This is a genomic window from Streptomyces sp. NPDC088706, from assembly GCF_044752765.1.
Taxonomy (GTDB): Bacteria; Actinomycetota; Actinomycetes; order Streptomycetales; family Streptomycetaceae; genus Streptomyces.
Genome location: NZ_JBIVLW010000007.1, coordinates 96,472 through 122,875, shown reverse-complemented (window position 1 = coordinate 122,875; position 26,404 = coordinate 96,472). Strand labels below are relative to the sequence as shown.

The 26,404-nt window shown below is 72.4% G+C and carries 25 protein-coding genes; 8 read left to right on the top strand and 17 right to left on the bottom strand.

The window, feature by feature from the left end; genetic code table 11:
• The 5 genes from ACIQAK_RS18785 to ACIQAK_RS18765 all read right to left on the bottom strand — a co-directional run bounded on the left by ACIQAK_RS18785 (position 1) and on the right by ACIQAK_RS18765 (position 5,671).
• Positions 1-1,617 carry an ABC transporter substrate-binding protein gene (locus tag ACIQAK_RS18785; RefSeq protein ID WP_366389154.1) on the bottom strand — a complete coding sequence of 539 codons (1,617 nt, stop codon included), beginning with the start codon at positions 1,615-1,617 and terminating at the stop codon, positions 1-3.
• Between the two features lie 106 nt (positions 1,618-1,723).
• On the bottom strand, positions 1,724-2,224 hold the full coding sequence (locus tag ACIQAK_RS18780) for a helix-turn-helix domain-containing protein (RefSeq protein WP_366389155.1): 501 nt from the start codon (positions 2,222-2,224) through the stop codon (positions 1,724-1,726).
• A gap of 30 nt (positions 2,225-2,254) precedes the next feature.
• Positions 2,255-3,091, bottom strand: a complete 837-nt coding sequence (locus ACIQAK_RS18775) for an alpha/beta fold hydrolase (RefSeq protein WP_366389156.1) — start codon at positions 3,089-3,091, stop codon at positions 2,255-2,257.
• A 43-nt stretch (positions 3,092-3,134) separates the two neighbouring features.
• Complete coding sequence (locus ACIQAK_RS18770; protein ID WP_366389157.1) at positions 3,135-4,757, bottom strand: NAD(P)/FAD-dependent oxidoreductase; 1,623 nt, start codon at positions 4,755-4,757, stop codon at positions 3,135-3,137.
• Positions 4,758-4,786: 29 nt separating this feature from the next.
• Entirely contained in the window at positions 4,787-5,671 is an 885-nt protein-coding gene (locus ACIQAK_RS18765) for an alpha/beta hydrolase (protein ID WP_366389158.1), read from the bottom strand.
• Between the two features lie 272 nt (positions 5,672-5,943).
• On the opposite strand from ACIQAK_RS18765, the gene ACIQAK_RS18760 reads away from it, so the two are divergent.
• From ACIQAK_RS18760 to ACIQAK_RS18750, 3 genes are read left to right on the top strand one after another with little or no spacing between them, the layout of a single operon-like run.
• Positions 5,944-6,711, top strand: a complete 768-nt coding sequence (locus ACIQAK_RS18760; protein ID WP_366389159.1) for a helix-turn-helix domain-containing protein — start codon at positions 5,944-5,946, stop codon at positions 6,709-6,711.
• Entirely contained in the window at positions 6,708-7,241 is a 534-nt protein-coding gene (locus ACIQAK_RS18755; RefSeq protein WP_366389160.1) for a hypothetical protein, read from the top strand. The genes ACIQAK_RS18760 and ACIQAK_RS18755 overlap by 4 nt, the downstream gene beginning before the upstream one ends.
• Complete coding sequence (locus tag ACIQAK_RS18750; RefSeq protein ID WP_366389161.1) at positions 7,238-7,738, top strand: SRPBCC family protein; 501 nt, start codon at positions 7,238-7,240, stop codon at positions 7,736-7,738. Before ACIQAK_RS18755 ends, ACIQAK_RS18750 begins: the two co-directional genes overlap by 4 nt.
• 14 nt (positions 7,739-7,752) lie before the next feature.
• On the opposite strand, the gene ACIQAK_RS18745 is transcribed toward ACIQAK_RS18750, so the two are convergent.
• From ACIQAK_RS18745 to ACIQAK_RS18730, 4 genes are all read right to left on the bottom strand, one after another.
• Positions 7,753-8,514 carry a class F sortase gene (locus tag ACIQAK_RS18745; protein WP_401848503.1) on the bottom strand — a complete coding sequence of 254 codons (762 nt, stop codon included), beginning with the start codon at positions 8,512-8,514 and terminating at the stop codon, positions 7,753-7,755.
• A complete protein-coding gene (locus ACIQAK_RS18740; RefSeq protein ID WP_366389162.1) occupies positions 8,501-9,103 on the bottom strand; it encodes a hypothetical protein in 603 nt (200 codons plus the stop codon). Before ACIQAK_RS18740 ends, ACIQAK_RS18745 begins: the two co-directional genes overlap by 14 nt.
• 203 nt (positions 9,104-9,306) lie before the next feature.
• Positions 9,307-9,624, bottom strand: coding sequence for an STAS domain-containing protein (locus tag ACIQAK_RS18735; RefSeq protein WP_366389163.1), 318 nt, complete (start codon positions 9,622-9,624; stop codon positions 9,307-9,309).
• Positions 9,624-13,766, bottom strand: coding sequence for a SpoIIE family protein phosphatase (locus ACIQAK_RS18730; RefSeq protein ID WP_366389354.1), 4,143 nt, complete (start codon positions 13,764-13,766; stop codon positions 9,624-9,626). The genes ACIQAK_RS18735 and ACIQAK_RS18730 overlap by 1 nt, the downstream gene beginning before the upstream one ends.
• 274 nt (positions 13,767-14,040) lie before the next feature.
• On the opposite strand from ACIQAK_RS18730, the gene ACIQAK_RS18725 reads away from it, so the two are divergent.
• Positions 14,041-15,366 (top strand): GAF domain-containing SpoIIE family protein phosphatase, encoded by a 1,326-nt coding sequence (locus ACIQAK_RS18725; RefSeq protein WP_366389164.1) that lies wholly within the window; start codon positions 14,041-14,043, stop codon positions 15,364-15,366.
• Positions 15,363-15,719, top strand: coding sequence for an STAS domain-containing protein (locus tag ACIQAK_RS18720; RefSeq protein ID WP_366389165.1), 357 nt, complete (start codon positions 15,363-15,365; stop codon positions 15,717-15,719). Before ACIQAK_RS18725 ends, ACIQAK_RS18720 begins: the two co-directional genes overlap by 4 nt.
• A 96-nt stretch (positions 15,720-15,815) precedes the next feature.
• Here ACIQAK_RS18720 and ACIQAK_RS18715 read toward each other — a convergent pair whose 3' ends face one another.
• The 5 genes from ACIQAK_RS18715 to ACIQAK_RS18695 form a co-directional block, all read right to left on the bottom strand.
• Positions 15,816-16,934 (bottom strand): acyl-CoA dehydrogenase family protein, encoded by a 1,119-nt coding sequence (locus ACIQAK_RS18715; RefSeq protein ID WP_366389166.1) that lies wholly within the window; start codon positions 16,932-16,934, stop codon positions 15,816-15,818.
• Entirely contained in the window at positions 16,931-18,121 is a 1,191-nt protein-coding gene (locus ACIQAK_RS18710; RefSeq protein ID WP_366389167.1) for an acyl-CoA dehydrogenase family protein, read from the bottom strand. The genes ACIQAK_RS18715 and ACIQAK_RS18710 overlap by 4 nt, the downstream gene beginning before the upstream one ends.
• Positions 18,118-19,083, bottom strand: a complete 966-nt coding sequence (locus tag ACIQAK_RS18705) for an NADPH:quinone oxidoreductase family protein (protein WP_366389168.1) — start codon at positions 19,081-19,083, stop codon at positions 18,118-18,120. The genes ACIQAK_RS18710 and ACIQAK_RS18705 overlap by 4 nt, the downstream gene beginning before the upstream one ends.
• Positions 19,084-19,224: 141 nt before the next feature.
• Positions 19,225-19,824, bottom strand: a complete 600-nt coding sequence (locus ACIQAK_RS18700; protein ID WP_366389169.1) for an XRE family transcriptional regulator — start codon at positions 19,822-19,824, stop codon at positions 19,225-19,227.
• 61 nt (positions 19,825-19,885) lie between these two features.
• Positions 19,886-20,620, bottom strand: coding sequence for a PIG-L deacetylase family protein (locus ACIQAK_RS18695; protein ID WP_366389170.1), 735 nt, complete (start codon positions 20,618-20,620; stop codon positions 19,886-19,888).
• Between the two features lie 154 nt (positions 20,621-20,774).
• Between ACIQAK_RS18695 and ACIQAK_RS18690 the strand changes: the two genes are divergently transcribed.
• A complete protein-coding gene (locus ACIQAK_RS18690) occupies positions 20,775-21,347 on the top strand; it encodes a rhodanese-like domain-containing protein (RefSeq protein ID WP_366389171.1) in 573 nt (190 codons plus the stop codon).
• 12 nt (positions 21,348-21,359) lie between these two features.
• Here the strand turns inward: ACIQAK_RS18690 and ACIQAK_RS18685 are convergent, their stop codons facing one another.
• A complete protein-coding gene (locus tag ACIQAK_RS18685; RefSeq protein ID WP_366389172.1) occupies positions 21,360-22,655 on the bottom strand; it encodes an alpha/beta fold hydrolase in 1,296 nt (431 codons plus the stop codon).
• 128 nt (positions 22,656-22,783) lie between these two features.
• On the opposite strand from ACIQAK_RS18685, the gene ACIQAK_RS18680 reads away from it, so the two are divergent.
• A complete protein-coding gene (locus ACIQAK_RS18680) occupies positions 22,784-23,947 on the top strand; it encodes a betaine/proline/choline family ABC transporter ATP-binding protein (RefSeq protein WP_366389173.1) in 1,164 nt (387 codons plus the stop codon).
• Between the two features lie 88 nt (positions 23,948-24,035).
• On the opposite strand, the gene ACIQAK_RS18675 is transcribed toward ACIQAK_RS18680, so the two are convergent.
• Positions 24,036-24,161, bottom strand: a complete 126-nt coding sequence (locus ACIQAK_RS18675; protein ID WP_366389174.1) for a hypothetical protein — start codon at positions 24,159-24,161, stop codon at positions 24,036-24,038.
• A gap of 355 nt (positions 24,162-24,516) precedes the next feature.
• On the opposite strand from ACIQAK_RS18675, the gene ACIQAK_RS18670 reads away from it, so the two are divergent.
• Positions 24,517-25,413 carry a nitroreductase/quinone reductase family protein gene (locus tag ACIQAK_RS18670; RefSeq protein ID WP_366389175.1) on the top strand — a complete coding sequence of 299 codons (897 nt, stop codon included), beginning with the start codon at positions 24,517-24,519 and terminating at the stop codon, positions 25,411-25,413.
• Between the two features lie 11 nt (positions 25,414-25,424).
• On the opposite strand, the gene ACIQAK_RS18665 is transcribed toward ACIQAK_RS18670, so the two are convergent.
• Complete coding sequence (locus ACIQAK_RS18665; RefSeq protein WP_366389176.1) at positions 25,425-26,381, bottom strand: ABC transporter substrate-binding protein; 957 nt, start codon at positions 26,379-26,381, stop codon at positions 25,425-25,427.
• Positions 26,382-26,404: the final 23 nt, after the last annotated feature.

The window sequence follows — 26,404 nt, the reverse complement described above, 5'->3', positions numbered from 1 at the left end:
TCACTTCTTCGCGTCTCCCGTGCCTGCGGTCTTCCACTTCTCGACGTTCCACCAGGGGCCGGAGGCCAGTCCGTGGTCGTGCGGCTCGACCTGGGTGGTGAGGGGGCCGAAGCGGTCGTCGACGACGTAGAGGTGGTCGATGTGGGTGAGGAAGGTGTAGCCCGGGTTCTTCACCAGCTCGCGCTGGACGGTGTCGTACGCCTTCTCGCGTTCGGCCTTGTCGCCGCTCCTGCGGCCCGCCTCGATCGCGGTGTCGACGGCCTTGTTGTCGTACCAGGCCATGTTGTTGAAGCCGTCGCCCGCGAGGGAGGACTTCAGCAGGGTGTACTGGTCGAAGTCGGGGTCGGCGGGCGAGCCGCCGCCGGCGAGCACGGCGTCGTGCTTCATCCGGGGCTGGATGACCTCCCAGGTCCCGGCCTCGGTGCGGATGTCGATGCCCGCCTTCTTGGCGTCGGAGGCGTAGGCGAGGGCGTGCTCCTGGCGGAGCTTGTCGCCGCTGAGGTACCAGAGGGGGAACGTGGCGCGCACCCCGTCCTTGACCCGGACGCCGTCCTTGCCGGGCTTCCAGCCGGCCTCGTCCAGGATCTTCTTCGCGGTGGCGAGGTCGTGGGTGCGCTCGGTGCCCTTGGTGAACCACTCGCTGTCGGTCGGGACCGGCCCGTAGGCAGGCTTGCCGCTGCCGTTGAGGATGGCGTCGACCATGGTCTGCCGGTCCACCGCCACATCGAGGGCGCGGCGCACGGCGGTGTCGCCGGCGACCTTGTTGTGCGTGGGCAGCGTCACCGTGCGGTAGTCGTAGCTGTTCGCGGCGTACGTCTTCCTGCCCTTGTCGTCGGCGAAGCCCTTGGCCAGGTTGGGCGGCAGGATCGCGCCGTCCAGGTCGCCGGAGCGCAGCCGGGTGGCGCGTACGTCGTCGTCCTTGATGATCGCCATGGTGAACTTCTTCACCTCGGGCTCGCCACCCCAGTAATGGGGGTTGGCGGTGAAGCTGAGCTTCTCGCCCTTGGACCACTGGGTGAGGACGTACGGTCCGGTGCCGACGGGGCGGGTGGTGAAGGCGCCGGTGTTGACGTCCTGCCTGCCGGCGATGTGCTCCGGGGCGATGGGCAGGACGGTGCGCTGGGCGAAGGGCGCGTAGGGGTACTTGAGGGTGAAGACGACGGTGTCCTCGCCCTTCGCCGTGACGTCCTTGACGGCGTCCAGCTCGGTGCGGGAGGGGTTGTTGGTCTTCTCGTCCAGGACGGTGCGGTAGGTGAAGACGACGTCCTTGGCGCCGAACGCCTTGCCGTCGCTGAACTTCACGCCCTGGCGCAGCTTGTACGTGTACGTCAGTCCGTCGGCGCTGACCTCGGGGAGCGCGGCGGCGAGGGCGGGACGGAGCTTCATGTCCGCGTCGAGAGCGAGCAGCCCGTCGAAGATCTTGGAGTTGCCGTCCTTGCCGTAGCCGAGCAGCGGGCTCAGGCTGTCGGGCTCGTAGGCGATGCCGACGACGGCCGAGGTGGTCCCGGTTCCGGAGCCGCTCCTGGGGCTGTCCGGGTTGGAGCAGGCTGCCGCGGTCAGGGACAGTGCGGTCACCAGCGTGGCGGCGACCGCCCCCCGTATCGATCGGGCCGTCATACTCTGCACATCCCTATTCAAGATCGGCTGTTATTGCGAACAACACGCAATTAAACAGCACGCTCTCCTCCTGCACGTCTGCGGTCGCCCTCCGGATCCCTGCTGATCAAGGGCCGGTGTAGCGCTGCTGGGCTCGTGGGAGCGCGGCTCGGTCGGCCGGGTAGCCCGGCCCGAACCGCGGACGGACGTCAGAGGGGTGCAGCGGTCGACCGCAGGAGTCGCAGACCACTTGGGCGTGGGTGTGACGGCCGCACGGCCGGTGCTCGAAGAGCACGGGCGGGCCGGCCGCGTCGGCGAGCCAGCGGTCGCCCCAGGCCACGATGGCCATGAGTACGCCGAAGAAGTCCTCGCCCTTCTCGGTCAGGAGGTACTCGTGGCGCAGGGGTTGGTCCTGGTAGGGCCGCCTCTCCATGATGTCGAGCTCGACGAGTCGGCGGAGCCGTTCGGTGAGGGTCGCGCGGGCGATGCCGAGCTCGCTCTGGAAGTCCTCGAAGCGCCGGGTTCCGTAGAACGCCTCGCGCAGCACGAGGGGGGTCCACCAGTCGCCCAGCAGATCGGTGGTCCGGGCGACCGAGCAGGGCCAGTTCTCGAAGGACGTCCGTCGCATCCGACCAGCTTATAGCGGTGGCCGGAAAGCTCAGGGCCGCTGCTGGTGCCGGTCGACCTCGGTGAGGAACTCCCTCAGGTGCAGGCTGACCGCGGCGGGCTGCTCCAGCGTCGGGGTGTGGCCTGCCCCGACGATGGCCCTGAGGCGGGCGCCCGCCACGCGGGCGGCGATCGCCTCGGCGTCGGCCGGGGGTGTGGAGACGTCCTCGGCGCCGACCAGGACGAGCGTCGGGGCCGTGATCCGGTGGAGCTCGTCCGCCACCGGGGGGTGGTCGGCCACGGCCCGTGCGGCGCGGGCGAGGCCGGTGCGGCTGCCGCGGCGTACGCGCTGTTCCCACTCCGCGAGCAGCGGCCTGCCGGCCGGCGAGCGCGGAAAGCCGGGGCTGAGGGCGAGGGCCGCGGCCCGCCGCCGCACCGGCCGGAGGCCGACGAGGCGGTGGACGACGGCGAACTGCCGGAACTGCCGCACCCGCTCCGGTCGCAGACCGTCCGCGGTGGTGGCGAGGAGGGACAGCGATCTCAGCGCGTGGGGGTGGCGGGCGCCCAGGCGCATACCGACGAACCCGCCCATGGACAGGCCCACGTAGTGCACGGGACCGGTGCCGAGGGAGTCCATGAGGTTCAGGACGTCCTCGGTGAGGGTGTCCATGTCGTAGCCGTCGCGGGCGCGGGGGCTTCGGCCCTGCCCCCGCCAGTCGAGGCTGATGCACCGGTAGGTGTCGCACAGGGCGGCGATCTGCGACCGGAACATCCAGCCGCCGAACATCAGGCCGTGGCCGAAGAGCACCGCGGGGGCATCGGGGACGCCCCCGGGCACGCCGGTGTCGGTGTAGGCGAGTGTCGCGCCGCCGGATCGCAGCTGAGGCATCGGTCTCCCCGGGTCGTGGAGTCGGGTCGGTCGGTACGGGTGGTCAGAGGACGTCGATGAGGGTGGCGTCGGTGGCGTCGGGACGCGCCGGGGAGCCTCCCGCGTCCGCCCGGCGGTGTGCCGTGGCGGGCGGCAGGTAGGGGGCGGGGTCGAAGGTGCCGTTGCGGTGGCGGAACTCGTCGGCGAAGTCCGGCCAGATGAGCGTCAGGCGGCCGCTCCGGGGGTCGGTGTACCAGCTCTTGCAGCCCTGTGAGGTCCAGACGCTGCCCGCGCCGCGCCGGCCGAGCTCGTCGGTGTACTGCTGCTGGGCGGCGGCGGACACCTCGACGGTGTGGTCGCCATGCCTGCGGCTCCACTCCATGGCACCGAGGAGGTAGTCGATCTGCGCCTCGATGATGTGGACGATCGAGTTGTGTCCCAGGCCGGTGTTGGGGCCGTTGACGATGAAGAGGTTCGGGAAGCCGGCGACCGTGGTGGAGGCGAAGGCTTCCATTCCCTGCGCCCAGTGCTCCGCGAGGGATGTGCCGTCGCCGTCGTGGACCAGGTGGGCGTAGGGGGGCTCGGCGGTCTCGAAACCCGTGCACAGCACGATGGCGTCCACGCTGTGACGGGCGCCCGATGCCGCGAGGACCGTACGCTGTTCGACCCGGGCGAGGGCCGACGCCTCCAGCCGGACGTGGTCGCGGGAGAGCGCCGGGTAGTAGGTGTCCGAGATGAGGACGCGTTTGCACCCCAGCTCGTAGTCCGGGGTGAGCGCGGCCCGCAGGTCCGGGTCGGTGATCTGCCGCTCCAGATGGGACCGGGCGGCGGACTTGGCCTCGGCCAGCTGGTGAGGGGCTGCCCGGCGGGCCGCGTAACCCGCTTCGAGGTACCAGAAGATCTCCGCGCGATGCGCCGGAACGGCCTCGGGGTCGCGGCGGAAGACCCGCTTCTCGGAGTCGGTGTAGGCGAGATCGGGGCGGGGGACGACGTACGGCGCGCTGCGCTGGAGGACGACGACCTCGGCGGCGACCTCGGCCACCTCGGGGACGATCTGCACGGCGCTGGCTCCGGAGCCGACCACCGCGACGCGCTTGCCGGCGAGCTGGGTGGAGTGGTCCCAGCGGGCGGAGTGGAACACCGGGCCGTCGAAGCCGTCCAGACCGGGGATGTCCGGGAGGCTGTGATCACTGAGATGTCCGGTTCCGGTGACCAGGAACCGGCTGACGAAGACGCCGCGCGTGGTGGTGACGACCCAGTGCTGCTGCGCGGCGTCCCAGCGGGCGTGCGTGACCTCGGCTCCGAAGCGGATGTGGGGCAGCAGCCCCTCGTCCCGGGCGGTGTCGCGCAGGTACTGGTGGATCTCCGGGCCCCTGGCGAACAGGCGTGACCAGTCGGGGTTCGGCCGGAAGGAGAAGGAGTACAGATGGGAGGGGACGTCGCAGGCGGCTCCGGGGTAGGTGTTGTCGCGCCAGGTGCCGCCGACGTCGTCGGCCCGTTCCAGGACCACGAAGGAGTGCCGGCCCTGCCGCTTGAGCCGGGTGGCGGTGCCGAGGCCGGCGAAGCCGGTCCCGATGACGAGCACGTCGGCCCGCTCGCGGACCTCGTCCCCGGCCGGCTCGGCCGCGTGTCCGGGCGCGTGTCCGGGCGCGTGCGTCGCAGTGGTGGTGTCGCGGTCAGGGTTCATGGGAGGTCTCCGTAGGGTGGCTTCGGTGGTCAGACGCGGGCTTCGGGAATGAGCGAGCCGGCCGGAAAACGGCTCGGGTCGTCGTTGAACCGGTCGATGATCTGCACCAGTTGGGCCGGACGTTCGAAGACGACGGCGTGCCCGGAGGCGATCTCGGTGTAGCGGGCGTCCGGGATCGTTCCGAACAGGGCCTTGCTGTGCCGGACGGGCACCATCTGGTCGTGTGTGCAGCCGATCACCAGGGTGGTGGCGCGTACCCGCTCCAGCAGGTGGGTGATGTCGATCGACTCGTTCAGAGCCATCTGGGAGTCCAGGAAGTCGCTCATGCCCGCGTCGGAGAGCAGCGGCGCCAGCTGTTCGAGGTCCGTCCGGGCGAGGAACGGGCCGCCGAGTGCGCAGAACGCCATGTAGGCGGGCAGGGCCGCGGAGTGCTCCGCGCGCAGTCGCCGCCAGACGCCGTTCCGCAGCCTCTGCTGGGTGTCGGTCCTGGCCCAGCCCGCGACCGTCACCAGGCGCGTGACCAGATCGGTGTGGTGTGCGGCCACCGCCGTGGCCACGACGGCGCCGAGTGAGTAGCCGACGAGTGTGACGGGGGTGCCGGGCAGCACGCTCTCGCAGACCGCGACGACCTGCCGTTCCAGGTGATCGAGGTGGAGCCGGTCCGGTGCCGGGACCGGGAGGGCGAAGTCGAGGGCGACCACGCGCTGGCGGGAGGCCAGCAGGGGAAGCAGGAAACCGTAGTCACGCTCGATGCTCCCGCCGGTGCCGTGCACGAGGACGATCGGCGGGCGCACCGCTCCGTGACCGTTCCCGTCGTCCTGGGGCCGGATGTCGACGTACCGGACCGGCGCCCCGTCGGCGTCCACCGTCCCCTCGACACGGTGGGGTGCCTCTCGGATCACGCTGGTGGTCATGGCTCTCCCTTGAGCTCGAGTGGCAGGAAGCGGAGGCGCGGCCGCGGGGATGCGGGCGGCGGCCCTCCGGGGAAGTCGGTCCGGTGGACTTTCGCGGCAGCCGCCGTCGTCGGGATGTCTCCCGTGGCCTCACTCCGGTGATGACACGCTGACCTGGTACGTATCGTCAATGCCGTCACCTGTGCCCCGGCTCGGAAGACCCCGACTTTCCGCTGGGAAGTCCATCCACCGGACTTCCAGCGACCGGCACACAGGGTGGGGAGGAGCGAGTCATGGAGAGATCACCGCAGAACCGGCCCGCCGATCCGGCACGGGTCGGCGGCAGCGTGACGGGAAAAATCGTCGCCCTGCTGACCGCGCTGGCCCGCGAGGGTGGCGGCGGCCGTCGGCTGCTGGATCTGGCCCACGAGACGGGCATCCCCCGCCCCACAGCCCACCGCATCCTCGGTGAGCTCGCCGCATCCGGCCTGGTCGAACAGCGGCCCGGGCGGCGCTACGGCCTCGGGCCGACGCTGTACGTCCTCGGCCTCGGCGCCCCGTCGCCCATCGAGGACGTCGCGGCCGCCGTACGATCGCCGGAGGCCTCCCCGGTGGAGACCCGCGCGGCGAACACCATCAAGGTCTTCGTCCTCACCGGATTCGTCGGTGAGGCGGCGTTCCTCGTGCTGGGACTCGTCCTCTTTCCCGACCACGGCCCGCTGTTGTGGCGCATGGTGTGGACGCTCGGGCTCTGTGGCATCGGGATGGGCGCGGCGGTGGGCGCTCTGACGTTTCTCACCACCTCGCGCCTCCCCCTGGGCAGCCGGAGCGCCTACGTCGCCACCGCCGGCGGCGGGGCGGTCCTCTACGGCGTCTGCCAGACGCTGTGCTGGAGCCTGGATCACAACGTGGGCCTCAACTACTGGGGTTCGCAGGACATGCCGGTGCTGTTCCTGGTCAAGGGGTACGCCGGCGCCCTGCTCGGCGGACTGCTGGCGAGCTTCCATCTCAACTCGGCCACGGGGGCGGCGATGATGTGCCGCCTCAAGGTCTTTCGGTGAACGCCGTCACATCCGGTCGGGCCACGCCGTGGTCCGGCTCGCCGGCCCGCACCGCGTGCGGGCTGTGCACCGCCGCCGTACTGCTGAACCTGGCCCTGTGGCACCAGGCCCTGCTGTCCGCCGCACACGGCGCCGCGCAAACGGCCCTGATGACGCTCTGGCTGATCATGGTGTGGGGGGTCGCCCCCGGCGCCCTGACCCATCTGGTGATCGGGAAGAGCACGCGACGCGGCTCCTGGCGGGCGCCGTTCACCGCGACGGCCGTGAGCCTGGCACTCGCCTGGGGCATCAGCGCCCTGCTGCACGCCTTCCTCACCGACCCGCAGTTCCGCGTGCAGGCGATGAACGGTCCCGGCCACCACCACGTCCTCCACCCGACGGACGCCGGCACCATCGGGCTGATACCCCTGCTCGTCCCCGTCACCTACGCCGTGGTCCTCACGGTGATCCTCGGGCTGCGCCCGCGCCCCGGCGTCAGCGCGGGTGCGCGTCCTGCCTCCTCAGCACCCGCTCCGGAGGCCACCTCATGACCGGAGCACGCGAACGGACCCGGCATGGGGAGCAGTCCCTGGTCGTCGCCGCACCCGCCGACGCGCTCTTCCCGCTGATCAGCGACCCGGAACGGATGCGTCACCTGAGCCCCGAGTGCTCCGGTGTGTGGGTGCTGCGCCCCCGCCGCCGCCCCGGGCCCCTGTTCGTCGGCTTCAACCGCCGTGGCGCACGGCGGTGGTTCACCATCTGCCGCGTCACCACCCACCGACCGCCTGTCGAGTTCTCCTTCCACGTGTCGATCCTCGGCCTGCCCATCGCGCAGTGGACCTACCGGCTGGAACAGCTCGGCGACCACGGCACGCGGGTGACGGAGACATGGGAAGACCTGCGGCACGGCCCGGGTGGCGCGGTGACGGACCTGCTCGGTGTTCTGCTGGCCGGGACGACTCCCGCCCAGCGCGCCGACGCCAACAGAAGCGGCACGCACACCACGCTGCGCCGCCTCAAGGCGCAGGCGGAGGCCCTGATGGTGTGAGCCCGCCGTGCGCCTCACGCCTTCTGCACACCGGTCAGATGGGCGAAGACGATCACGTTGGCCGCGTACCCCTTCTTCTTGTCGAACTTTCCGCCGCAGGTCATCAGCCGCAGCTCGGGGCGGCCCCGGTCACCGTAGACCTCGTCGTCCGGGAAGGACGACTTCGGATAGGTGCGTACGGCGTCGACCGTGAACACCGCCGTACGCCGGTCGGCCCGGGTGACCCGGACGGTGTTGCCGGGGCGCAACATGCTGATGTTGAGGAAGACCGCCGGCCCGGTCAGAGTGTCGCGGTGGCCCACCGCCAGCGCCGTCCCCCGCTCGCCCGGTGCCGGCCCGTCCCCGTACCAGCCGACCAGTTTCGGCTTGCTGATGGGCGGGGTGCCGGGGTGTCCCGCCCGGTCCAGCGGAAGCCCGACAACCGGTGCCTCCAGGGAGAGCGCCGGGATGGACAGCCTCGTCGCGGCGGAACGGGGCAGCGGAGCGGGCGCAGGGGCGGTGCGCGTCGGACGGGGCTTCGGCCGGGCCCGCGCCGACGCGGACGGGGAGGGCGGCAGCGAGGGTTCCGCCGCCGCGCCGTTCGGCGGCGCCTGCTGGGACACCTTCGCGTCGGCCTCCCCGGACGCGGTCGCGGCGCCGTGGCCCGGGGAGGCGGAAGAGCACCCTTGGACCACGGCGGCCACCAGCGAGAAGGTGACGCTCAGCGTGATGGAGAGACGGCAGGCGCGGTTCGGTCCGCGCCGACGCCGACGGCGACCCGCGTTACGCGGCGCCATCGGCACGGCGGCGCGCGGCACGGCGGGCGAGGAACAGCCCGGCCGCTCCGACACCGCCGGCGGCCAGGGCGGAGGCCGTCCCGACCGACATTCCGTCCCCGGAGGCCGTGCTGCTCTCCACGGTCGGGACGCCGCCACCGCCCGCGGGGACGCCACCGCTGGGACGGCAGTCCACGGTGAAGACCTTCTCCTTCGGAACGCCGCCCGGGAAGGTCCAGCTGACCTGGTACCGGCCGTTGGGCAGCGAGTAGTCCTGGGAGTAGCCCTTGCCGGCGGCCAGGGTCACGGCGGCGGTGACCGTGGGGCGGGTGGGCTGCGGCGGCTGCGGCGGCTGCGGCGTGATGGTGACGTTGATCAGCGTGACGGTCTCGAAGTTGTCGGCGGACAGGTTGAACCGGCACACCTTGGTCTCGTCGCGGGAGTCACCGTAGGGCGTGCCTGCCCGGTGGACCTTCAGCTCGCCGCTGTCGCCGGGGGCGGCGACGGCCGGGGCGGCACCGGCGACGCACATTCCGGTGACCACGAGCGCACCGGCCGCAGCCGCGGCCAGACGGTGGGTGGACGAGCGCGAGGGGGTGGACGAGAGCATGTCGACTCCCAGTTCGATGCGATTGTCGTACTAATCGGACCTTTGACTAGAGAGATGCCACATCGCCGGAGTGACGGGACATCAGCCACGCCGCCGGAACGCGTTCTTTGCCCCGTACGGCGCAGCGCGTCCGTCTCCGCGTCTACGTCTGCTGCCTCCGTGTCTACGTCTGCTGCCTCCGTGTCTGCGTCTGCGTCAGAACTTCACCGCAGCGGGGCGCCGGGATGCTCGTCGCCCGGGCCGTGGTGCGTGGTCAGGTCGGCGAGTCCGGAGATCGTCAGGACGGGCGTCAGGAGCGGGCCCGCGATGAGTTCGAGGCGGCCGGCGTGGGCGAACAGCACACTCAGGCCGGCGCTGTCGAGGTATTCGACGTCGGTGAGGTCGATGACCAGCGGTCCCGCGGTGGCGTCGAGAGCGGAGGCCAGCGCGTCGGTGTTGCTCATGTCGATCTCCCCGACAGCCTTGAGCAGCGCCGTTCCGTCCGGCCGGTGATGGGCGGTGAGGGTGAGCGGTGTGGTCATCAGGCGATCCTCGTGTGCATACCGACGGTGGTGCCGGCCGGGCCGGGGGTGATGGTGACCTGCTGCATCATCGCGCGCATCAACGTCACTCCCCGGCCGCGGTGGGCGTTGAGTTCGGGCTGGGGTGGCTTCCAGTTGCCGCTGTCCACGACAGAGAGGTGCAGATCGTCCACGAAGGCCTCGGCGCGCAGGCGGATCGTCTCCCCGGGACTGTGGCGGTGGCCGTGCTCGATGGCGTTGGCGCACGCCTCACCCGCGGCGACCAGGACGTTCTGCACGGTCTGGGGCGGCAGGTCGCACTGGTCGAGCCAGCTGCGCAGCGCCTTGCGGACCGGCGCCAACTGCTCGGACTCGGCGGGGAAGGACATCTCCAGCGGGGCTGGGTGACGGTACAGCAGCAGGGCGACGTCGTCGTCGTACCCTCCGGCCGGCGCGAGACTTTCCATCACCTGGGTGGCAAGGTCGTCGACGGCGCTATCACGGCCGTCCTGGACGGCCGCGCCCGCCTGGTCGATACCGGTGGTCAGCGGACGCCTCCGGCGTTCGACGAGGCCGTCGGTGTACAGCAGCAGCGTGGCCCGGGCGGGCACGGAGCATTCGGCCTCCGGACGTTCGGTACCGGGCCGGACGGCGAGCGGTACGTACCGGCCGCCGTCCAACAGCGTCGTCGTTCCGTCCGGGCGGGCGAGGATGCCCGGTGGGTGTCCGGCGCTCGAGTACGTCAACTGGCCGGTCTCCGGGGTGAGGACGCCGCAGAAGACCGTCGTACACATCGCGCCCGGGACACCGGCGGCGAAGTGGTCCAGCGCCATGAGCGTCCGGGCGGGGCTGGCGTCCTGGAGCAGCAGGGCGCGGCAGGCGCTGCGCAGCTGGCCCATGACGGTGGCGGCCTCCAGGCCGCGGCCGACGCAGTCGCCGACCACGATGCCGATGCGCCCGTCGGGCAGGCACACCGTGTCGTACCAGTCGCCGCCGACCTCCAGGGGCCGGGTGGCCGGTTCGTAGCGGACGGCGAAGCCCTCGGGGAGCTGGGAGGGGCCGAGGATGGCGCGTTGCAGGACGAGGGCGGTCTCGCGCTGCTGGTCGATCTGGTGGGCGCGGGTCAGGCCCTGGGCGAGGCGTCCGGCCAGCAGCGACAGCAGCAGCTGGTCCTCGCCGGTGAAGGGCCGCTGATGGCCGAGGTCGACCCGGAGCGCCATCGGGCCGTCGGGGTGTTCCAGGATGATCCCGGCCCCCGTCGCGTCGACGGTCGGGGTGAGCAGGGGGCGCTCACGCAGGTCGCTGAGTGCCTGGCGGCGGTCGGCGGGCAGCTGTTGCCAGGCCAGAGCCGGCTGGGTGCTGGTCAGGACGGGTTTGTCCCCATGGCCGAAGACGGCGCCCAGTACGCGTTCGGCACGCCACAGTTCCTTCATCTCGGCCATCGCGTTCGCCAGCGCCTCCGGCAGGCTGGCGGCCTTGCTCAGGCAGGTGCTGAGCGAGGCGAGGGCCATGTCGCGCTGGATGGCGTAGTGGTCCGCGGTGGTGTCGCGGAAGGTTCCGACGATGACGGTGCGCCCGGTGTCGGGGTCCTGGGCCTGATTGAAGGTGGCGCTGATCCACAGCCGGTGTCCGTCGCGGTGCGTGACGGGAATGGTGTAGCTGCCCCGGTTCCGGCCGAGGAGGCCGGCGAAGGCGTTCGCCACCTGCCGGTGGGCGTCGGGGTCGGTGTCTGCGTCCGGCCACCAGGGGTGGCTCGGGGCGTAGGGCAGGTTCTCGGGGCCGTAGCCGAGGATGTCGGTGAAGGCGGTGTTGATCTCGACGATCGCGCCGTCCTCGTCGCAGACGAAGAACGCCTCCTGCAGGGAGTCCACGAGCGCGGTGCGCCAGCGGGCGTGGTGGTTGCGCAGGCGGGCCAGCTCCACGTTGGCCCGGACCCGGGCGAGGAGTTCGGCCGCGGCGAACGGCTTGACGAGGTAGTCGTCGGCACCCGCCTGGAGGCCCTCGATCGACGCCTCCTGGCCCGCCCGCGCGGAGAGCAGCAGCACGGGGACGGCCGCGGTGCGGGGGTCGGTGCGCAGGGCCGCGACCAGGGCCAGGCCGTCCAGGCGCGGCATCATCACGTCACTGACCACGAGGTCGGGGGCCTGGGCGCGGACCGCGTCCAGCGCCTCCATGCCGTCGTTGACGGCTTGGACCTCGTAGCCCGCGCCGCCCAGGAGCCGGGTGAGGTACTCGCGCATGTCGGCGTTGTCGTCGGCGACCAGCACCCGGGCCTGGACGGCCGGTCCGGTGGCGGGCTCGGCGGCCGGGTTGGCGTCGGCCGTCGTCCCGCCGCTGTGTGTGTCGGGCAGCCAGCGAAGGGCTTCCTGCACGTAGGGGGCCGCGGCGTCGGGCGACGGGGCGGTGCCGGCCAGGGACGTCCGGGCTTCGGCCGGCAGGTGCGCGGAGCCGAAGGGAAGGCGGATGGCGAAGCGGGTGCCCTCGCCCTCGGTGCTGTCGGCGCTGATGGTGCCGCCGTGCAGGCCCACGAGTTCCTGGACGAGGGCCAGGCCGATGCCGCTGCCCTCGTTCGATCGGGAGCGGGCGTTCTCGATGCGGTGGAAGCGTTCGAACAGCCGGGGCATCTCGTCGGCCGGGACGCCGATACCGGTGTCCGTGACGGTTACCACCGCCTCACCGTCGCGGGCGTGGACGGCTACGGCGATCGAGCCGGTGAAGGTGAACTTCAGCGCGTTGCTGAGCAGGTTGAGCATCACCTTCTCCCACATGCCGCGGTCGATGTACACCGGCTCGTCGAGGGAGGGGCAGTCGACGACGAAGTCGAGCCCGGCCCTGTCGACGGCTGAGCGGAAGACGCTGGCGAGGTCCGCGGTGACCGCGGCCAGGTCCGCGGGCTCATAGGTCGCCTGCATCCGGCCCGCCTCGATGCGGGAGAAGTCCAGCAGCGTGTTGACCAGCTTGCCCAGCCGCAGCCCGTTGCGGTGGATGACCTCCAGCTCCTGCCGCACCCGCGGGTCGCTCTCGGCCAGTTGGCCGCGCAGCTCCTCGACCGGTCCCATGATCAGGGTGAGCGGGGTGCGGAACTCGTGGCTGATGTTGGAGAAGAACGCGGTCTTCGCCCGGTCCAGCTCGGCGAGCTCCTCGGCCCGCCGCTGCTGGGCCTGGTAGCTGCGGGCGCTGGCGACCCCCGCCGCGATGTGGCCCGCGACCAGGTCGACGAAGCCCCGGTAGGCGTCGTCCAGAGGCCGGTACTGGTTGAGTCCGGCCACCAGGAACCCGTAGGGCGCGCCGCCCTGCTGCAGCAGCGGCACCACGAGCGCCTGGGTGGGCGGCTCGGGCCATTCTCCGGCCGGGAGGGCGGTGAACGGCTCCGTGTCGAGCGTGACGAGCGCCGACTCCCCCCGGGCGGGCGCGGCCACCGGCCACACCCCGTCCGTCCCGTCGGCGGGCAGGATCGCCGGGGCGGCCGGATGCCCGGCCCCGATGCCGACCGCGTTCGCCAGCCGGGCGCTGCCGTCGTCCTCGTACAGATAGGTCAGGGTGAAGGGGAGGTCTGCCAGGTTGAGGCCGAGCTGCCGGCCGGAGAAGGCCAGCATCTCCTGTTCGGTCCGCACCACGCTGGGGTCGGAGCCCAGATCCCGCAGCGTGCCCATCCGCCGCTCGCCTATGACCCGCTCGGTGTCCTCGCTGACCACGCAGAGCATGCCGACCACATGGCCGGCGTCGTCCCGCAGAGGGCTGTAGGAGAACGTGTGGTAGGACTCCTCCGGGTAGCCCGACCGCTCCACGAACAGCAGCAGGGCCTCGTCCCACGTGGCCTCGCCCGTATCGAGCACCGTGTCGATCCGCGGGCCGATGTCGTCCCAGATCTCCGCCCACACCTCACCGGCCGGGCGGCCCAGGGCCCACGGGTACTTACTGCCCAGCGTGTCCCGCCGGTAGGCGGCGTTGCAGAAGAACGTCAGCTCCGGCCCCCACGCCATCCACATGGAGAACCGCGACGAGAGCAGGATGCTCACCGCTGTCCGCAGGCTCTGGGGCCAGTCGGCCGGCGGGCCGAGGGGATGCGTCGCCCAGTCCACCGCGGCGAGGTCCCTGCCGACCTCGTCGTCCGCGGTGAACACGTCGACCGCGGGCGCCGCCCCCCGCCCGGCGTCTTCCATGCCTGTCACTCGCCACCCCTTCGTCCACGCCGGCCGTTCTCCGGAAGCCACCGTTCGTCCCGACAGCTCAGCCGCCCCGCTCACAGGCGCCCGTCGGCCCTGGCGGCGCGACGGGGGAAGCCGGCGGGTTCGCCGTGTGCCGCCTCCGACGTGGCACCGCTCCGTTCCGTTTCCCCCACCGGGCCGCCACCTCTGTCGAAGTCGGGTGGCGCGAACCGTAGGATAAGGCAGTCGCCCCGCAGGTGGGCACGCGGGACAGCAAGGGGGGACAACGGTGACGGTCACAGAGGGCGCCCTGTACCCGGGCTCAGCACCTGTGCCCGCCGAGGAGGAGCGGCGCCTGGACGCGGTGCGCAGGTACCAGATCCTGGACACGCCCCCTGACGGAGCGTTCGACAAGGTGGCCGCCCTGGCCGCCCAGATCTTCCGCACCCCCGTCGCCACGGTCACCATCGTCGACGGCGACCGCGTGTGGTTCAAGGCGGCCAGCGGACTGAGCGGCATCACCGAGATCGGCCGCGACCCCGGGCTGTGCGCCTCCGCCATCCTCGACGGCGCCCCCTACGTCGTCACCGACGCGCTCAGCGACCCCCGCACCGCCGGCAACCCCCTCGTCCACGGGGAGATGGGAGTGCGCTTCTACGCCGCCGCACCCATCACCACCGCCGACGGCTACCACCTGGGGACCGTCAATGTGCTCGACACCCGGCCCCGCCAGGTGACCGAGGAGCAGCTGGCCGCCCTCCCGAACCTGGCCGCTCTGGTGATGGACCAGCTGGAGCTGCGCCTGTCGGCCATCCGCACGGTCACCGCCGAGCGGCAGATGCGCACCGCCGCCGAACGCCTCGCGCGCACCCTGCAGCGGACCCTCCTGCCGCCCGCCCTGCCGGAGGTGCCCGGCCTCAGAGCGGCCGCCGCCTACCACACCGCTTCCGCGGACGAGGTCGGCGGTGACTTCTACGACCTGTTCCCCCTCGACGACGGCCGGTGGGCGTTCTTCCTCGGCGACGTGTGCGGCAAGGGTTCCGACGCCGCGGCCCTCACCTCCCTCACCCGCTACACCCTGCGCGCCGCCGCGATCTACGACCCCGACCCGTGCACGGTCCTGGCCAACCTCGACACCGTCCTCAAAGGCGAGTACCAGGGGACCAACCCCCGCTTCTGCACCGCCGTCTTCGGTATCCTGCAACCCGAGGAGGACGGCTCCTTCGCCCTGACCCTGGCCGGTGGCGGTCACCCTCCTGCCCTGGCCGTACGCGCCGACGGAACCGTCGAGCCGGTCCCCGTCACCGGCGGACAGCTCATCGGCCTGCTGCCCGCCCCCCACTTCACCCAGACCACCACGCGTCTGCGGCCGGGCGACGCGCTGCTGCTGTACACCGACGGCGTCACCGAGGCCCGCACAGCGAGCGGGTCCATGCTTGAAGAGGAGGGCCTGGTCGCCCATCTGGCCGCCAGTGCCCGGCACGACGCGGACGGCCTGCTGGCAGGCGTCCACAAGCTCCTCACCGACCTGGGCACGGGCGTCAACGACGACACCGCCCTCCTCGCTCTGTCCGTCCCCGCCCTCCGCACCGCACCCGCCCAGGAGACCCGGTGAGAAACCAGCCCCTGACCGTGACCGCCCAGCCGCACCCCGCCGGACCGCACGTGCTGACCGTGTCCGGTGAGCTCGACCACCACACCTCGGCCCAGCTCCGCGAGACTCTGGACGAGATCACCCTTGAGGCCGGTTCCCGGCTGGTGATCAACCTCTCCGGCCTGACCTACTGCGATTCCACCGGTATCACGCTGCTCGTGACCACCTACCAGCGCGCTCAGGCCGCGGGGGCCAAACTCTCCCTGGCGGAGCCGAGCTCCTATCTGGTGCGCGTCTTCAGCATCGTCGGGCTCGACCAGGTCTTCGACCTCCAGCCGACCACCGAGCAAGCCATCAACTCGCTGAGCGCCTGACCACGCGGGCCCGGACCTACGGAGGGGACCCTGGTACACCCCCCTCGACGGGCGAGACGCGGGTACCAGGGCCGTCGGCCGAGAGCGGCGCGGAGGCTAGGAAGCCGGCAGCTCCACCAGTTCGGCGACAGCCTGGCGGTGGCTGCCCGCCGAGCCGTACGCGATCGAGTCCGCCTTGGCGCGCTTGAGGTACAGGTGCGCGGGGTGCTCCCAGGTCATCCCGATTCCGCCGTGGAGTTGTACGCACTCCTCGGCGGCGTGGACCGCGACGCCGGAGCAGTACGCCTGGGCGACTGCGACCGCGAGCGGGGCGTCGGGGCTGTCGGTGGCGAGTGCGTCGGCGGCGTTGCGGGCGGCGGCGCGGGCCGAGACGACCTCCAGCCAGAGCTGCGCCATCCGGTGCTTGAGCGACTGGAACGAACCGACGGGCCGGTTGAACTGGTGGCGTTCGCGGGTGTACCGGACGGTCTCGGTGAGGCACCATTCGGCGATCCCGAGCTGTTCGGAGGCGAGCAGTCCGGCTCCGGCGAGCAGACCACGCCGTACGGCGGTGGTGCTCGCGTCCGCGTCGGCGAGCAGGGTCCCGGTGGCGCCGGACAGGGTGAGGGTGGCGAGCGGGCGGGTCAGGTCCAGCGGTACGAGGGGTTCCACCACCACTCCGGGGGCCATCGCCCCGACCGCGTACAGGCCTTCGGCGGTCGGCACCAGCAGGACGTCGGCCACGGCCGCGTCGGCGACTCCTCGTACCGTGCCGTCGAGTGAGGTGAGGGCCGCCCGGGCACCGGCGGGCGGGGTGGCGAAGGGGACGGCGAGCACCGCCGTACGCGCACCGGAGGCCAGCTCGGCCAGGAGTGCGGCGGCCGGACCGCCGTCGCCGGCGAGCGCGAGCAGCGTCTCGGTCGCCACGACGGCGCTGGTCAGGTACGGGGCCGGGGCCACGCTGCGGCCCAGCTCCTCCAGGACCACGGCGGCCTCCCGGTGGGACGCGCCCTGGCCGCCGAGCTTCTCCGGTACGAGGAGGCCGGCGGCGCCGATGCCGGTGGCGAGTGCCTCCCACAGCCGGGGGTCGTACGGCGTGTCGGACTCGGTCGCCGCGATCACCGCCGGCGCGTCGGCCCGGTCGGCGAGGAGGGCGCGTACGGCGGAGCGCAGGTCCTCCTCGTCCTGGGTGTAGAGCAGGTCGGGGGTGGCGGGGGGCTGGGTGGGCGCGGTCATCGGCTCAGGTCCTTCCAGGCGACGTCCTTGTCGTTGCGGGGTTCGGCGGGCAGCCCGAGGACGCGCTCGGCCACGATGTTCAGCAGGACCTCGCTGGTGCCGCCCTCGATGGAGTTGCCCTTGGAGCGCAGATAGCGGTAACCGGCGTCGCGGCCGGTGAAGTCGACCAGCTCCGGGCGGCGCATGGTCCAATCCCCGTACAACAGGCCTTCGTCACCGAGCAGTTCGACTTCCAGGCCGCTGATCTCCTGGTTGAGGCGGGCGAAGGCGAGCTTCATGCCCGAGCCCTCGGGGCCCGGCTGTCCGGCGACGAGCTGCTGCCGCAGCCGCTCCCCGGTGAGCCGGGCGACCTCCGCCTCCACCCAGAGGGTGAGCAGGCGCTGGTGGGTGTCCTGGGTGCGCAGGTCGGGGCGGTTCCGCCAGGTCTGCGAGACCGGGCCGATCATGCCGCCCTCACGGGGGATGCGGGAGCCTCCGATGGAGAAGCGCTCGTTCATCAGGGTGGTCTGGGCGACCTTCCAGCCCTCGCCGACCGGACCGAGCCGGTGGCGGTCGGGGATGCGGACGCCGGAGAGGAAGACCTCGTTGAACTCGGCCTCGCCGGTGATCTGGCGCAGCGGCCGGACGTCGACGCCGGGGTCGGTCATGTCGCAGATGAAGTAGCTGATGCCCCGGTGCTTGGGGAGGTCGGGGTCGGTGCGGGCGATGAGGATCGCCCAGCGGGCCAGATGGGCGCTGGACGTCCAGACCTTCTGCCCCTCGACCACCCAGTCGTCGCCGTCGCGGACGGCCCGGGTGGCGAGCGCCGCGAGGTCGGAGCCGGCACCGGGCTCGCTGAAGAGCTGGCACCAGACCTCCTCCCCCACCCACAGGGGGCGCAGGAAGCGCTGCTGCTGCTCGTCGGTGCCGAAGCCGAGAATGGTGGGCGCGGCCATGCCGAGGCCGATGCCGATGCGGCGCGGGTCGTTGTCCGGTGCGTCGGCGGCGGCGAGTTCGGTGTCGACGACCTGCTGGAGGGAGCGGGGCGCGTCGAGCCCGCCGAGTCCCACCGGGTAGTGGACCCAGGAAAGTCCCGCGTCGAAGCGAGCCTTCAGGAAGTCGGTGCGGTCGGTGGTGGCGGGCGGGTGTGCGGCGAGCAGCTCGCGGGTGCGGCGGCGGACCTCGGTGGCGTCGACGGCCGGGCTCATCGGGCACCTCCGGGCAGGACGACGATCCGGCCGGTACTGGTGCCGTCGGCGACCCGCTGGACGGCCTCGGCAGCTCCGGCCATCGGGACACGTTCACTGATCAGGGGTTTCACGATGCCCTGTGCGGCCAGCTTCGTCAGCTCGTCGTGGCAGGCGCGGACGGCGGCCGGGTCCTTGGTGTTGTAGAGGCCCCAGTGCAGCCCGACGATGGAGTAGTTCTTCACCAGGGCGTGGTTGAGCGCCGGGGTCGGGATGGTGCCGCCGGCGAAGCCGACGACGAGGACGCGGCCCTCGAAGGCGATGCACTTGACGGACTTGGCGTACGCGTCACCGCCGACCGGGTCGTAGACGACGTCGGCGCCGCGCCCGCCGGTGGCTTCCTTCACCGCGGCGACGATGTCCTCGCCGCGCCGGTCGACGACCAGGTCGCAGCCGAGCTCGCGGGCGACGGCCGCCTTCTCCGGGCCGCCGACGACCCCGATCACGGTGGCGCCGGCCGCCTTGCCGAGCTGGACGGCCGCGCTGCCGACCCCGCCCGCGGCCGCGTGGACGAGGAGGGTCTCGCCGGCCTGGAGGCGGGCGCGGCGGTGCAGGCCGAACCAGCCGGTCTGGTAGCCGATGTGCAGGGCGGCCGCCTCGGCGTCGTCCAGCGCGTCCGGGGCGGGCAGCAGGGCGGCCTCGTCCGCGACGACGTACTCGGCGAAACCGCCGTACGGCAGGGCGGGGGTGGCGAGGACCCGCCGCCCGTCCTCCGTGGTGCCGCACACCTCGACGCCCGGGGTGAAGGGCAGCGGCGGCCGGACCTGGTACTGGCCCCGGCAGAGCAGGGCGTCGGGGAAGTTCACGTTCGCCGCGCTGACCTGGACGAGCACCTGCCCGTCACCGGGGGTGGGCCGGTCCGCCTCCTCCAGGCTCATCACCTCGCCCGGCTCGCCGTTACGGTGCACTCGCCATGCCTGCATGAGGGGCCTCCACAACACTGTCGGCATCAACCGCTGCCGCTGTCGGCATTTCCACTGCTCGCGTAACCACTGCTCCGGCGCATACTAAGCGGTCGCTTGCCCATCTGGGAACACCCCTGCCCCGGCCGGAGGCCGGTCCCCTCATCCCCGTTTCGGCTTCGCCCGCACATGCATCCGCTCACCCTGCGGGCCGAAGAGGCTGAGGAATTCCACCGGCTTGTCCTCCGCCGGACCGAACCAGTGCGGCAGCCGGGTGTCGAACTCGGCGGCCTCACCCGGCTCCAGCACCAGATCGTGCTCGGCCAGCATCAGGCGCAGCTTCCCGGCGAGCACGAACAGCCACTCGTACCCCTCGTGCGTGCGCTGCTCCGGCGCCTCGCCGCTGCCCGCCTCCTGCACCATCTTGTACGCCTGGAGTCCGCCGGGACGGGCGGTCAGCGGCAGCATCGTCCGGCCGTGCCGGACGATCGGCTTGGCCCGGACCCGGGGGTCGCCGACGGGTGGTGCGCCCACGAGGTCGTGGAGCGGGACCTCGTGGGCGCGGGCGATCGGGAGCAGCAGCTCCAGGCTGGGGCGGCGGCCGCCGGACTCCAGCCGGGAGAGCGTGGAGACGGAGATCCCGGTGGCGGCGGAGAGCGCGGAGAGGGTGACCCCGCGGTCCTTGCGCAGGCGGCGCAGGCGGGGACCGACCCCGGTGAGCACGGCGTCGAGTTCCGGATCTTCCCGGTCGTGTTCCTTCATGACCCTATTGCAGAATTGGCAAGCAGGATTGTCAATCCCGCCCCGGTCACCTCCGGTGCGGTCAGCTGGAGAAGACCTCGAAGGTGACCGCCGGGCGCCCGCCGAACCGATCGGCCTCGGCCCGCACCATGCCCTCCAGGAAGGTCCGGCAGTACGTCTCCGGCTCGTCCTCGGTCAGGGCCTCGATGTAGGTGCGGTGCGCGAGCAGGGACTCCACGGAACGTTCGAAGCCTCTCGTCGCGTCGACCGCGTGCGTGGGCCGGTCACTGCCCGCCACGGCGGTCCAGCGCACCCCGTTCCAGGGCTCCAGGCCCCCTTCCGTCAGCTCCGGGAAGATCCACCGGTTGCCCGCGTCGGCCACGGCGTCCAGGGTGGCCCGGCCGACCGCCCGGTGGTCGGGGGTGTTCCAGGTGGCGCCGCCCCAGGTGTCCCGGTGGTTGAGGGTGATGACCAGCTCCGGGCGGTGGCGCCGGATGGCGGCGGCGATGTCGCGGCGCAGCCCGATGCCGTACTCGATCACACCGTCGCGGTGGTCCAGGAACTCCACCGTGCTGACCCCGACGACGGCGGCGCTCGCCCGCTGTTCCCGCTCGCGCAGGGGGGCGCACTCCTCGGGCGGCGGACCGTCGATGCCGGCCTCACCCCGGCTGGCGAGGAGGTAGACGACCTCGCGGCCGGCGTCGGTCCAGTCGGCCACGGCGGCGGCCGCGCCGTACTCCAGGTCGTCGGGGTGGGCGACCACGGCCGGGGCGCGGCTCCAGTCGGTCGGCAGGGGTTCGAGTCGCTGTTGCGTCATACCCGCAGGCTACCGATGATCACCCGGGAGGGGCCGTGACCGGCGAATATCCGGGTACGAGCGTGGGATGTGAGCCCGCGCCGCGGTGCCGGAGAGACGTGTAGAGTCCCTGCCCTCCCGCGCGCAGCCCCCGGTCGACGAAAGGAACCCGCTCGTGACCAGCCCCGCATCCCTCTCCCCCGCCCAGGCCGCGGCCCGTCTGGAGGAGTTCACCGTGATCGATGTGCGGGCTCCCGGCGAGTACGCCGCGGGCCATGTGCCCGGCGCCCTGAACATCCCGCTCGACAAGCTGCCCGACGCCCTGCCCGCCCTCAAGTCCGCGTCCGCCCGCGGTTCGCTGCTGGTGGTGTGCGCGTCCGGCGTCCGTTCGACCCGGGCCTGCGAGATCCTCGCGGGCGCCGACATCCAGGCCGCCACGCTGACCGGCGGCACCTCCGCCTGGGAGGGTGACGGCCGCGGCCTGGACCGGCCCGGGGGCGCCGGCGCTGTCTGGCCCATGGAGCGTCAGGTGCGGCTCGCGGCCGGTTCGCTGGTGGTGGCGGGACTGCTGGCGGGCATCCGCTTCCCCGCCGCCCGCTGGCTCTCCGCGGGCATCGGCTCGGGCCTGGTCTTCTCGGCCGTCACCAACTCCTGCGGTATGGCCTCCGTCCTGTCGAAGCTGCCGTACAACCGGGCCCCGCGCTCCGGCACCGACCTGGACGCCACGCTGGAGGCGCTCCAGCGCTGACGTCCGCCGCTGTCAGACCTCGTCCCTGACCAGCGCCAGCAGCCGGTCCAGGACACGCGGGCCGCTCGCGCGCACCCCGTCGTGCTCGTACTCGTTCGTCACCCAGCTGCGCAGCCCCCGGATCGCGGCGGCGGTACGCAGCGCGTGCTCGGTGTCCACGTACATGTCGTCGTGATAGACGGCGGCGGCGACGGGCACCTCGTTGGCGGCGAGCCGCTCGGGGTCGTACAGCACGGGCCAGTCGGTGCGCCCAGCGAGCAGCTCGGCGGTCTCACGCAGCGGGCGCAGCGCCGGGTCGACCTCGAAGTGCCAGGGGTGGATGGTCTCGCCGGTGAACAGCAGCGGTCCGTCGCCCGCCAGGGCGCTCTCCGCGTCGAACTGCGGGAACTGGGCGCGGACCCGCTCGGCGGACCACCCGGTGGCGCGTTCGCCCTGACCGTAGATCGCCTCGTGGATCAGGGCGTAGAGCGGGTGCCCGGCGAACGAGGTGGCCGAGCGCAGGGCTTCCTGGAAGGTGTCGGAGAGCTCGGTGCCGTGCGGGGTGCGGACGAAGGCGTTCTCCAGGATGTGGTGGAGCTGGTGGCTGCCGTTGCCGCCGCCCAGCATGTGGCCGAGCGACTGGAAGAGTTCGGGCGTCAGCCGGTGCCCGGCGCTCTCGGGGCGGTGTTCGGCGAGGTATCCGGCGATGGCGCGGGCCCGCTCGACGTCCTGTGGGTAGCGGGCGTAGTGCGCGGCGACCTTCCGTTCGACACGGGGGTACGCGGCCCGGTAGACGTCGTCGGCGTGGGCGTCCAGCGAGGGCAGCCCGCCGGTGATGAGGACGGCCGCGAGCCCCTCGGGCGCCGAGGAGAGGTAGCGGACCGCGCAGAAGCCGCCGAAGGACTGGCCGAGCACCGTCCAGGGCGCGCCGCCGGTGAGCCGCTGCCGGATCAGCTCGCAGTCCCGGACGATGGCGTCGGAGCGGAAGTGGGCGAGGTAGTCGGCCTGTTCGCGCGGGCCGCCGCGCAGCGGCAGGGTCTGCCGGTTGGCGGGGGTGGACAGGCCCGTGCCGCGCTGGTCGAGCAGGAGCACCCGGAACTCGCGCACGGCCCGGCCGAGCCAGGCCTGCGCGCCGACGAACCGGCGGGCGCCGAAGCCGGGGCCGCCTTCCAGGTAGACCAGCCAGGGCAGCTCCCCGCCCGCTCGCCCGGCGGCCATGGCCTCGCGCCCGTACACCTCGATCTGCTCGCCGCCGGGGTCGCCGTGGTCGAGGGGAACGGTGAAGCGCCGGTCGGTGAGGACGACGCCGGGCTGGCGGTAGCTGGTCACGGGATGCTCCTGTGTCGAAGGTCCGGGCCAGTTCAGCACATGGCTCCCCCCGGCCGGCACAGCGGCGGGGTGACCCGGACGGTCCCGGCCCGTGTGCGCCGCGCCCGGGGCGCTCCTACTGTGCGGACATGATCCGGTTCGAGCAGGTCGGCAAGGTCTACCCGGACGGTACGAAGGCGGTCGACGGGCTCTCCTTCGAGGTGGCGGAGGGTGAGCTGGTGACGCTGGTCGGGCCCTCCGGCTGCGGCAAGACGACCACGATGATGATGGTGAACCGGCTGATCGAGCCGACCTCGGGCCGGATCCTGGTGGCCGGCGAGGACATCGCCGGGGTCGACCCGGTGAAGCTGCGCCGCCGGATCGGCTATGTGATCCAGCAGGTCGGCCTCTTCCCGCACCGCACGGTCCTGGACAACACCGCGACCGTCCCCGCGCTGGTCGGCTGGAAGCGCGCGCGGGCCCGGGAGCGGGCGGCGGAGCTGCTGGACCTGGTGGGGCTGGACCCGAGGACGTACGGCTCGCGCTACCCCTCGCAGCTCTCCGGCGGCCAGCGCCAGCGGGTGGGCGTGGCGCGGGCGCTGGCCGCCGACCCGCCGGTGCTGCTGATGGACGAGCCGTTCGGAGCGGTGGACCCGGTGGTGCGCGAGCGGCTGCAGAACGAGTTCCTGGCCCTCCAGGAGCGGGTGCGCAAGACGGTCCTGATGGTCACGCACGACATCGAGGAAGCGGTGCGGATGGGCGACCGGATCGCGGTGTACGGGGAGGGGCGCATCGAACAGCTCGACACCCCGGCCGCCGTGCTCGGCACCCCGGCGACCCCGTACGTGGCGCGGTTCGTCGGCTCGGACCGGGGCCTGAAGCGGCTGTCGGTGACCGCGATCGAGCCGGAGGACCTGGAGGAGCCGCCGGTGGCCCGGCTGGAGGAGCCCGCACCGGTGGCGGCGGAGCGGCTGCGGGTGGCGGGGGCCCGCTGGGCGGTGGTGCTGAGCGGCACGGGCGAGCTGCACGGCTGGGTGTCGGTGGACGCGCTGCGGAGCGCCGGGCGGCGGGGGACGGTGGGCGAACTGGCCCGTCGGATGGAGGCGTGGGTGCAGGTCGGGGCGCCGTTGAAGCAGGCGTTCAGCGAGATGCTCCAGCACGACGCGGGGTGGGTGGCGGTGCTGGACGGGGCCCGGTTCCTCGGGGTCCTGACCCCCGCGAAGCTCCATGAGGCGCTGCGCCGGTCGGTGGACGCCGACGCGCAGGGTGTGGGGCGCGAGGAGGTGGACTTCGACTCGGTGGCGGACGCGTGAGCGGGCGCGGCGGGCCGGGGGCGGCCTGCCTACGGGAGTACGAGCCCCCGCGGGCCGGCCGCTTTCGGTATGTCCCTCGAACGGACCGTCAGTTGAGCAGCGCGCGGACGATCGCGCCGAAGACGCGCCCCACCGCCCCCAGCGCACCGGCCTCCACCACGACCTCCGCGACGTCGGTACCGGTGTCGGCCGCGTCGGCCCCGTGCTCCTTCAAGCGACATCGGCGGCACACTCCCCGCCGCAGCCGTCCCCGTTTCGTGCAGCGCTCGCACGCCTTGCGCAAAATCCCCATGGGGCCAGGATCTCATCCTGGGCCGAGGAGTGGCAGCGGGCCCGCGTTGACAGCGCGGAGCGCTCTCGCTCTAATGGTCCGCGTGCAGCGTGACGTCGGCCAAAGAGATCTGGGCCGGCCGGCGGTCAAGCCAGCACCCGCTTCCAGGGACGACGTGATGAGTTCACTCACCGCCCACTGCTTCTGAACACCTTCGCGGCCGCGCGTGCCGCCATTTTGGCCGCACCCGCTGGCGCCGCGCCGTGTCCACACCTTTCCCGGGAGACCCAGAACACCCATGCCCTCTGCCTTCCAGCAGTCCGTCATCGATGAGTTCCGTGCCAACGCGGGCCGGGTCGGCGGCCCCTTCGCCGGCACCGACCTGCTCCTGCTGACCACCACCGGCGCCCGCACCGGGCGGCCGCACACCACCCCGCTGGGCCATGTCCGCGACGGCGACCGGCTGCTGGTCGTCGGCTCGAACCTCGGCGCCCCGCACCACCCCGACTGGTACCACAACCTCCTCGCCCGCCCGGAGGTCCAAGTGGAGCTAGGAGAGAAGCAGTTCGCGTGCATCGCCGTGCCCGCCGAAGGCCCCCGGCGCGACGGGCTGTTCGCCCGGGTGGTGGCCGAAGCCCCTGGATACGCCGAGTACCAGGAGGCGACCGACCGGGTGCTGCCGGTCGTGGTCCTGGAACTCCCCGACCCGTATGCGGCGGCTCCCGCCATCACCTCCCTGGCCGGCAAGCTCACCGAGGTGCACACCTGGCTGCGGGGCCAACTGACCCAGGTCCACGCGGAGACGGAGGCGTACTTCGCCGCCCGGGCCGGCCACCGGGGACCCGGTGCGCCGCCCCCTCCCGGCCTCGGCCTCCAGATCCGGCAGCGCTGCCTGGCGTTCTGCCAGGCCCTGGAGTTCCACCACACGAGCGAGGACGGCCATGTGTTCCCGGCGATGGAGGGGTACCACCCCCACCTCCGCCCCGTCTTCGACCGGCTCCGGGACGAGCACCGGTCCATCGCGGCCGTGCAGTCGGCGCTCGCGGCACTGCTGGCCGGGACAGCCATCGCCGATCCGGACCGCTTCCGCGACGAACTGACGCGGATGACCGAGGAGTTGACCGCCCATCTCACCTATGAGGAGGCCGAGATCCTGCCGCTGCTGGCGGACGTGCCGTGGCCGCCGGTGCCGTAGGACGACGCCCCTCACCCCTTCGGGATGAGCTTCTTCGACTCCAGGTAGGTGCGCGCGACGTCCTCGGGGAGCCTGCGCCAGCTGTCGACCTGTTCGTTCATGGACGCCAGGTCGGCCGTGGTCAGGACGGTGTTGAGCCGGCCGAGGGCGTCGCGCACCCCGGCGCTTCCCGCGCGGGCGCGGTTGACGACAGGGACCACGTGATCGGCGTTCTGGAGCTTCTTGTCGTCCTTCAGCAGGACCAGTCCGAACCGGTCGAGCGTGGCGTCGGTCGTGGTGGTCAGCACCATCTGGTCCTGACCGTTCTGGACGGCCTGTTTCGCCTGGGTGGTGCCGACGCCCTTCGGGTCGACGGCGACGATGTCGATGCCGTACGTCTTCCTCAGTCCGGGTGCGCAGTAGGGCCGTTGCACGCATTCGTCGCCCGCCGCGAGGCGTACCGGCAGCCTCGCCGCGCCCAGGTCGCTGAGCGTCCTGAGGTCGTGCTTCCTCGCGTAGGAGGCGGCGACCGCGAAGGCGTTCTGGTCGACGGCCCGGCCGGGGTCGAGCACGGTGAGCCCGCGCGGGGCCGCGAGCCTGCGCAGTGCCTTCATGGTGGCGGCGAGGTCGGGCGATCCTACGGGGGCCGCGTCGGCCCCATCGGCCTTGGCGTCGAGCCAGTCGGCGAAGGCCGCCGCGTACTCCGGTACGACATCGATCTGGCCGCTCTCCAGGGCGGGTTCGCAGATCTCCCGGTTGGTCACCGAGATGATGTCGGCGGAGTATCCGGCACGCTCCAGGAGCAGGGCGTACATCTGGGCCAGCAGGTCGCTCTCGGTGAATCCGGCCGTGCCGATGGTCAGTTCCCTGCTGTCGCCGGGCGGCGCCGTGACCTCGCCCTGGTTCTCCAGGCTGGGCCCGGTGGTGCAGGCGGTGGCGGCGAGCAGCAGGAGCCCGGCGATGGTCCGGCGGGCCCGAGCGGGGATCATGCGGCCTGCCGGCCGGACCCGAG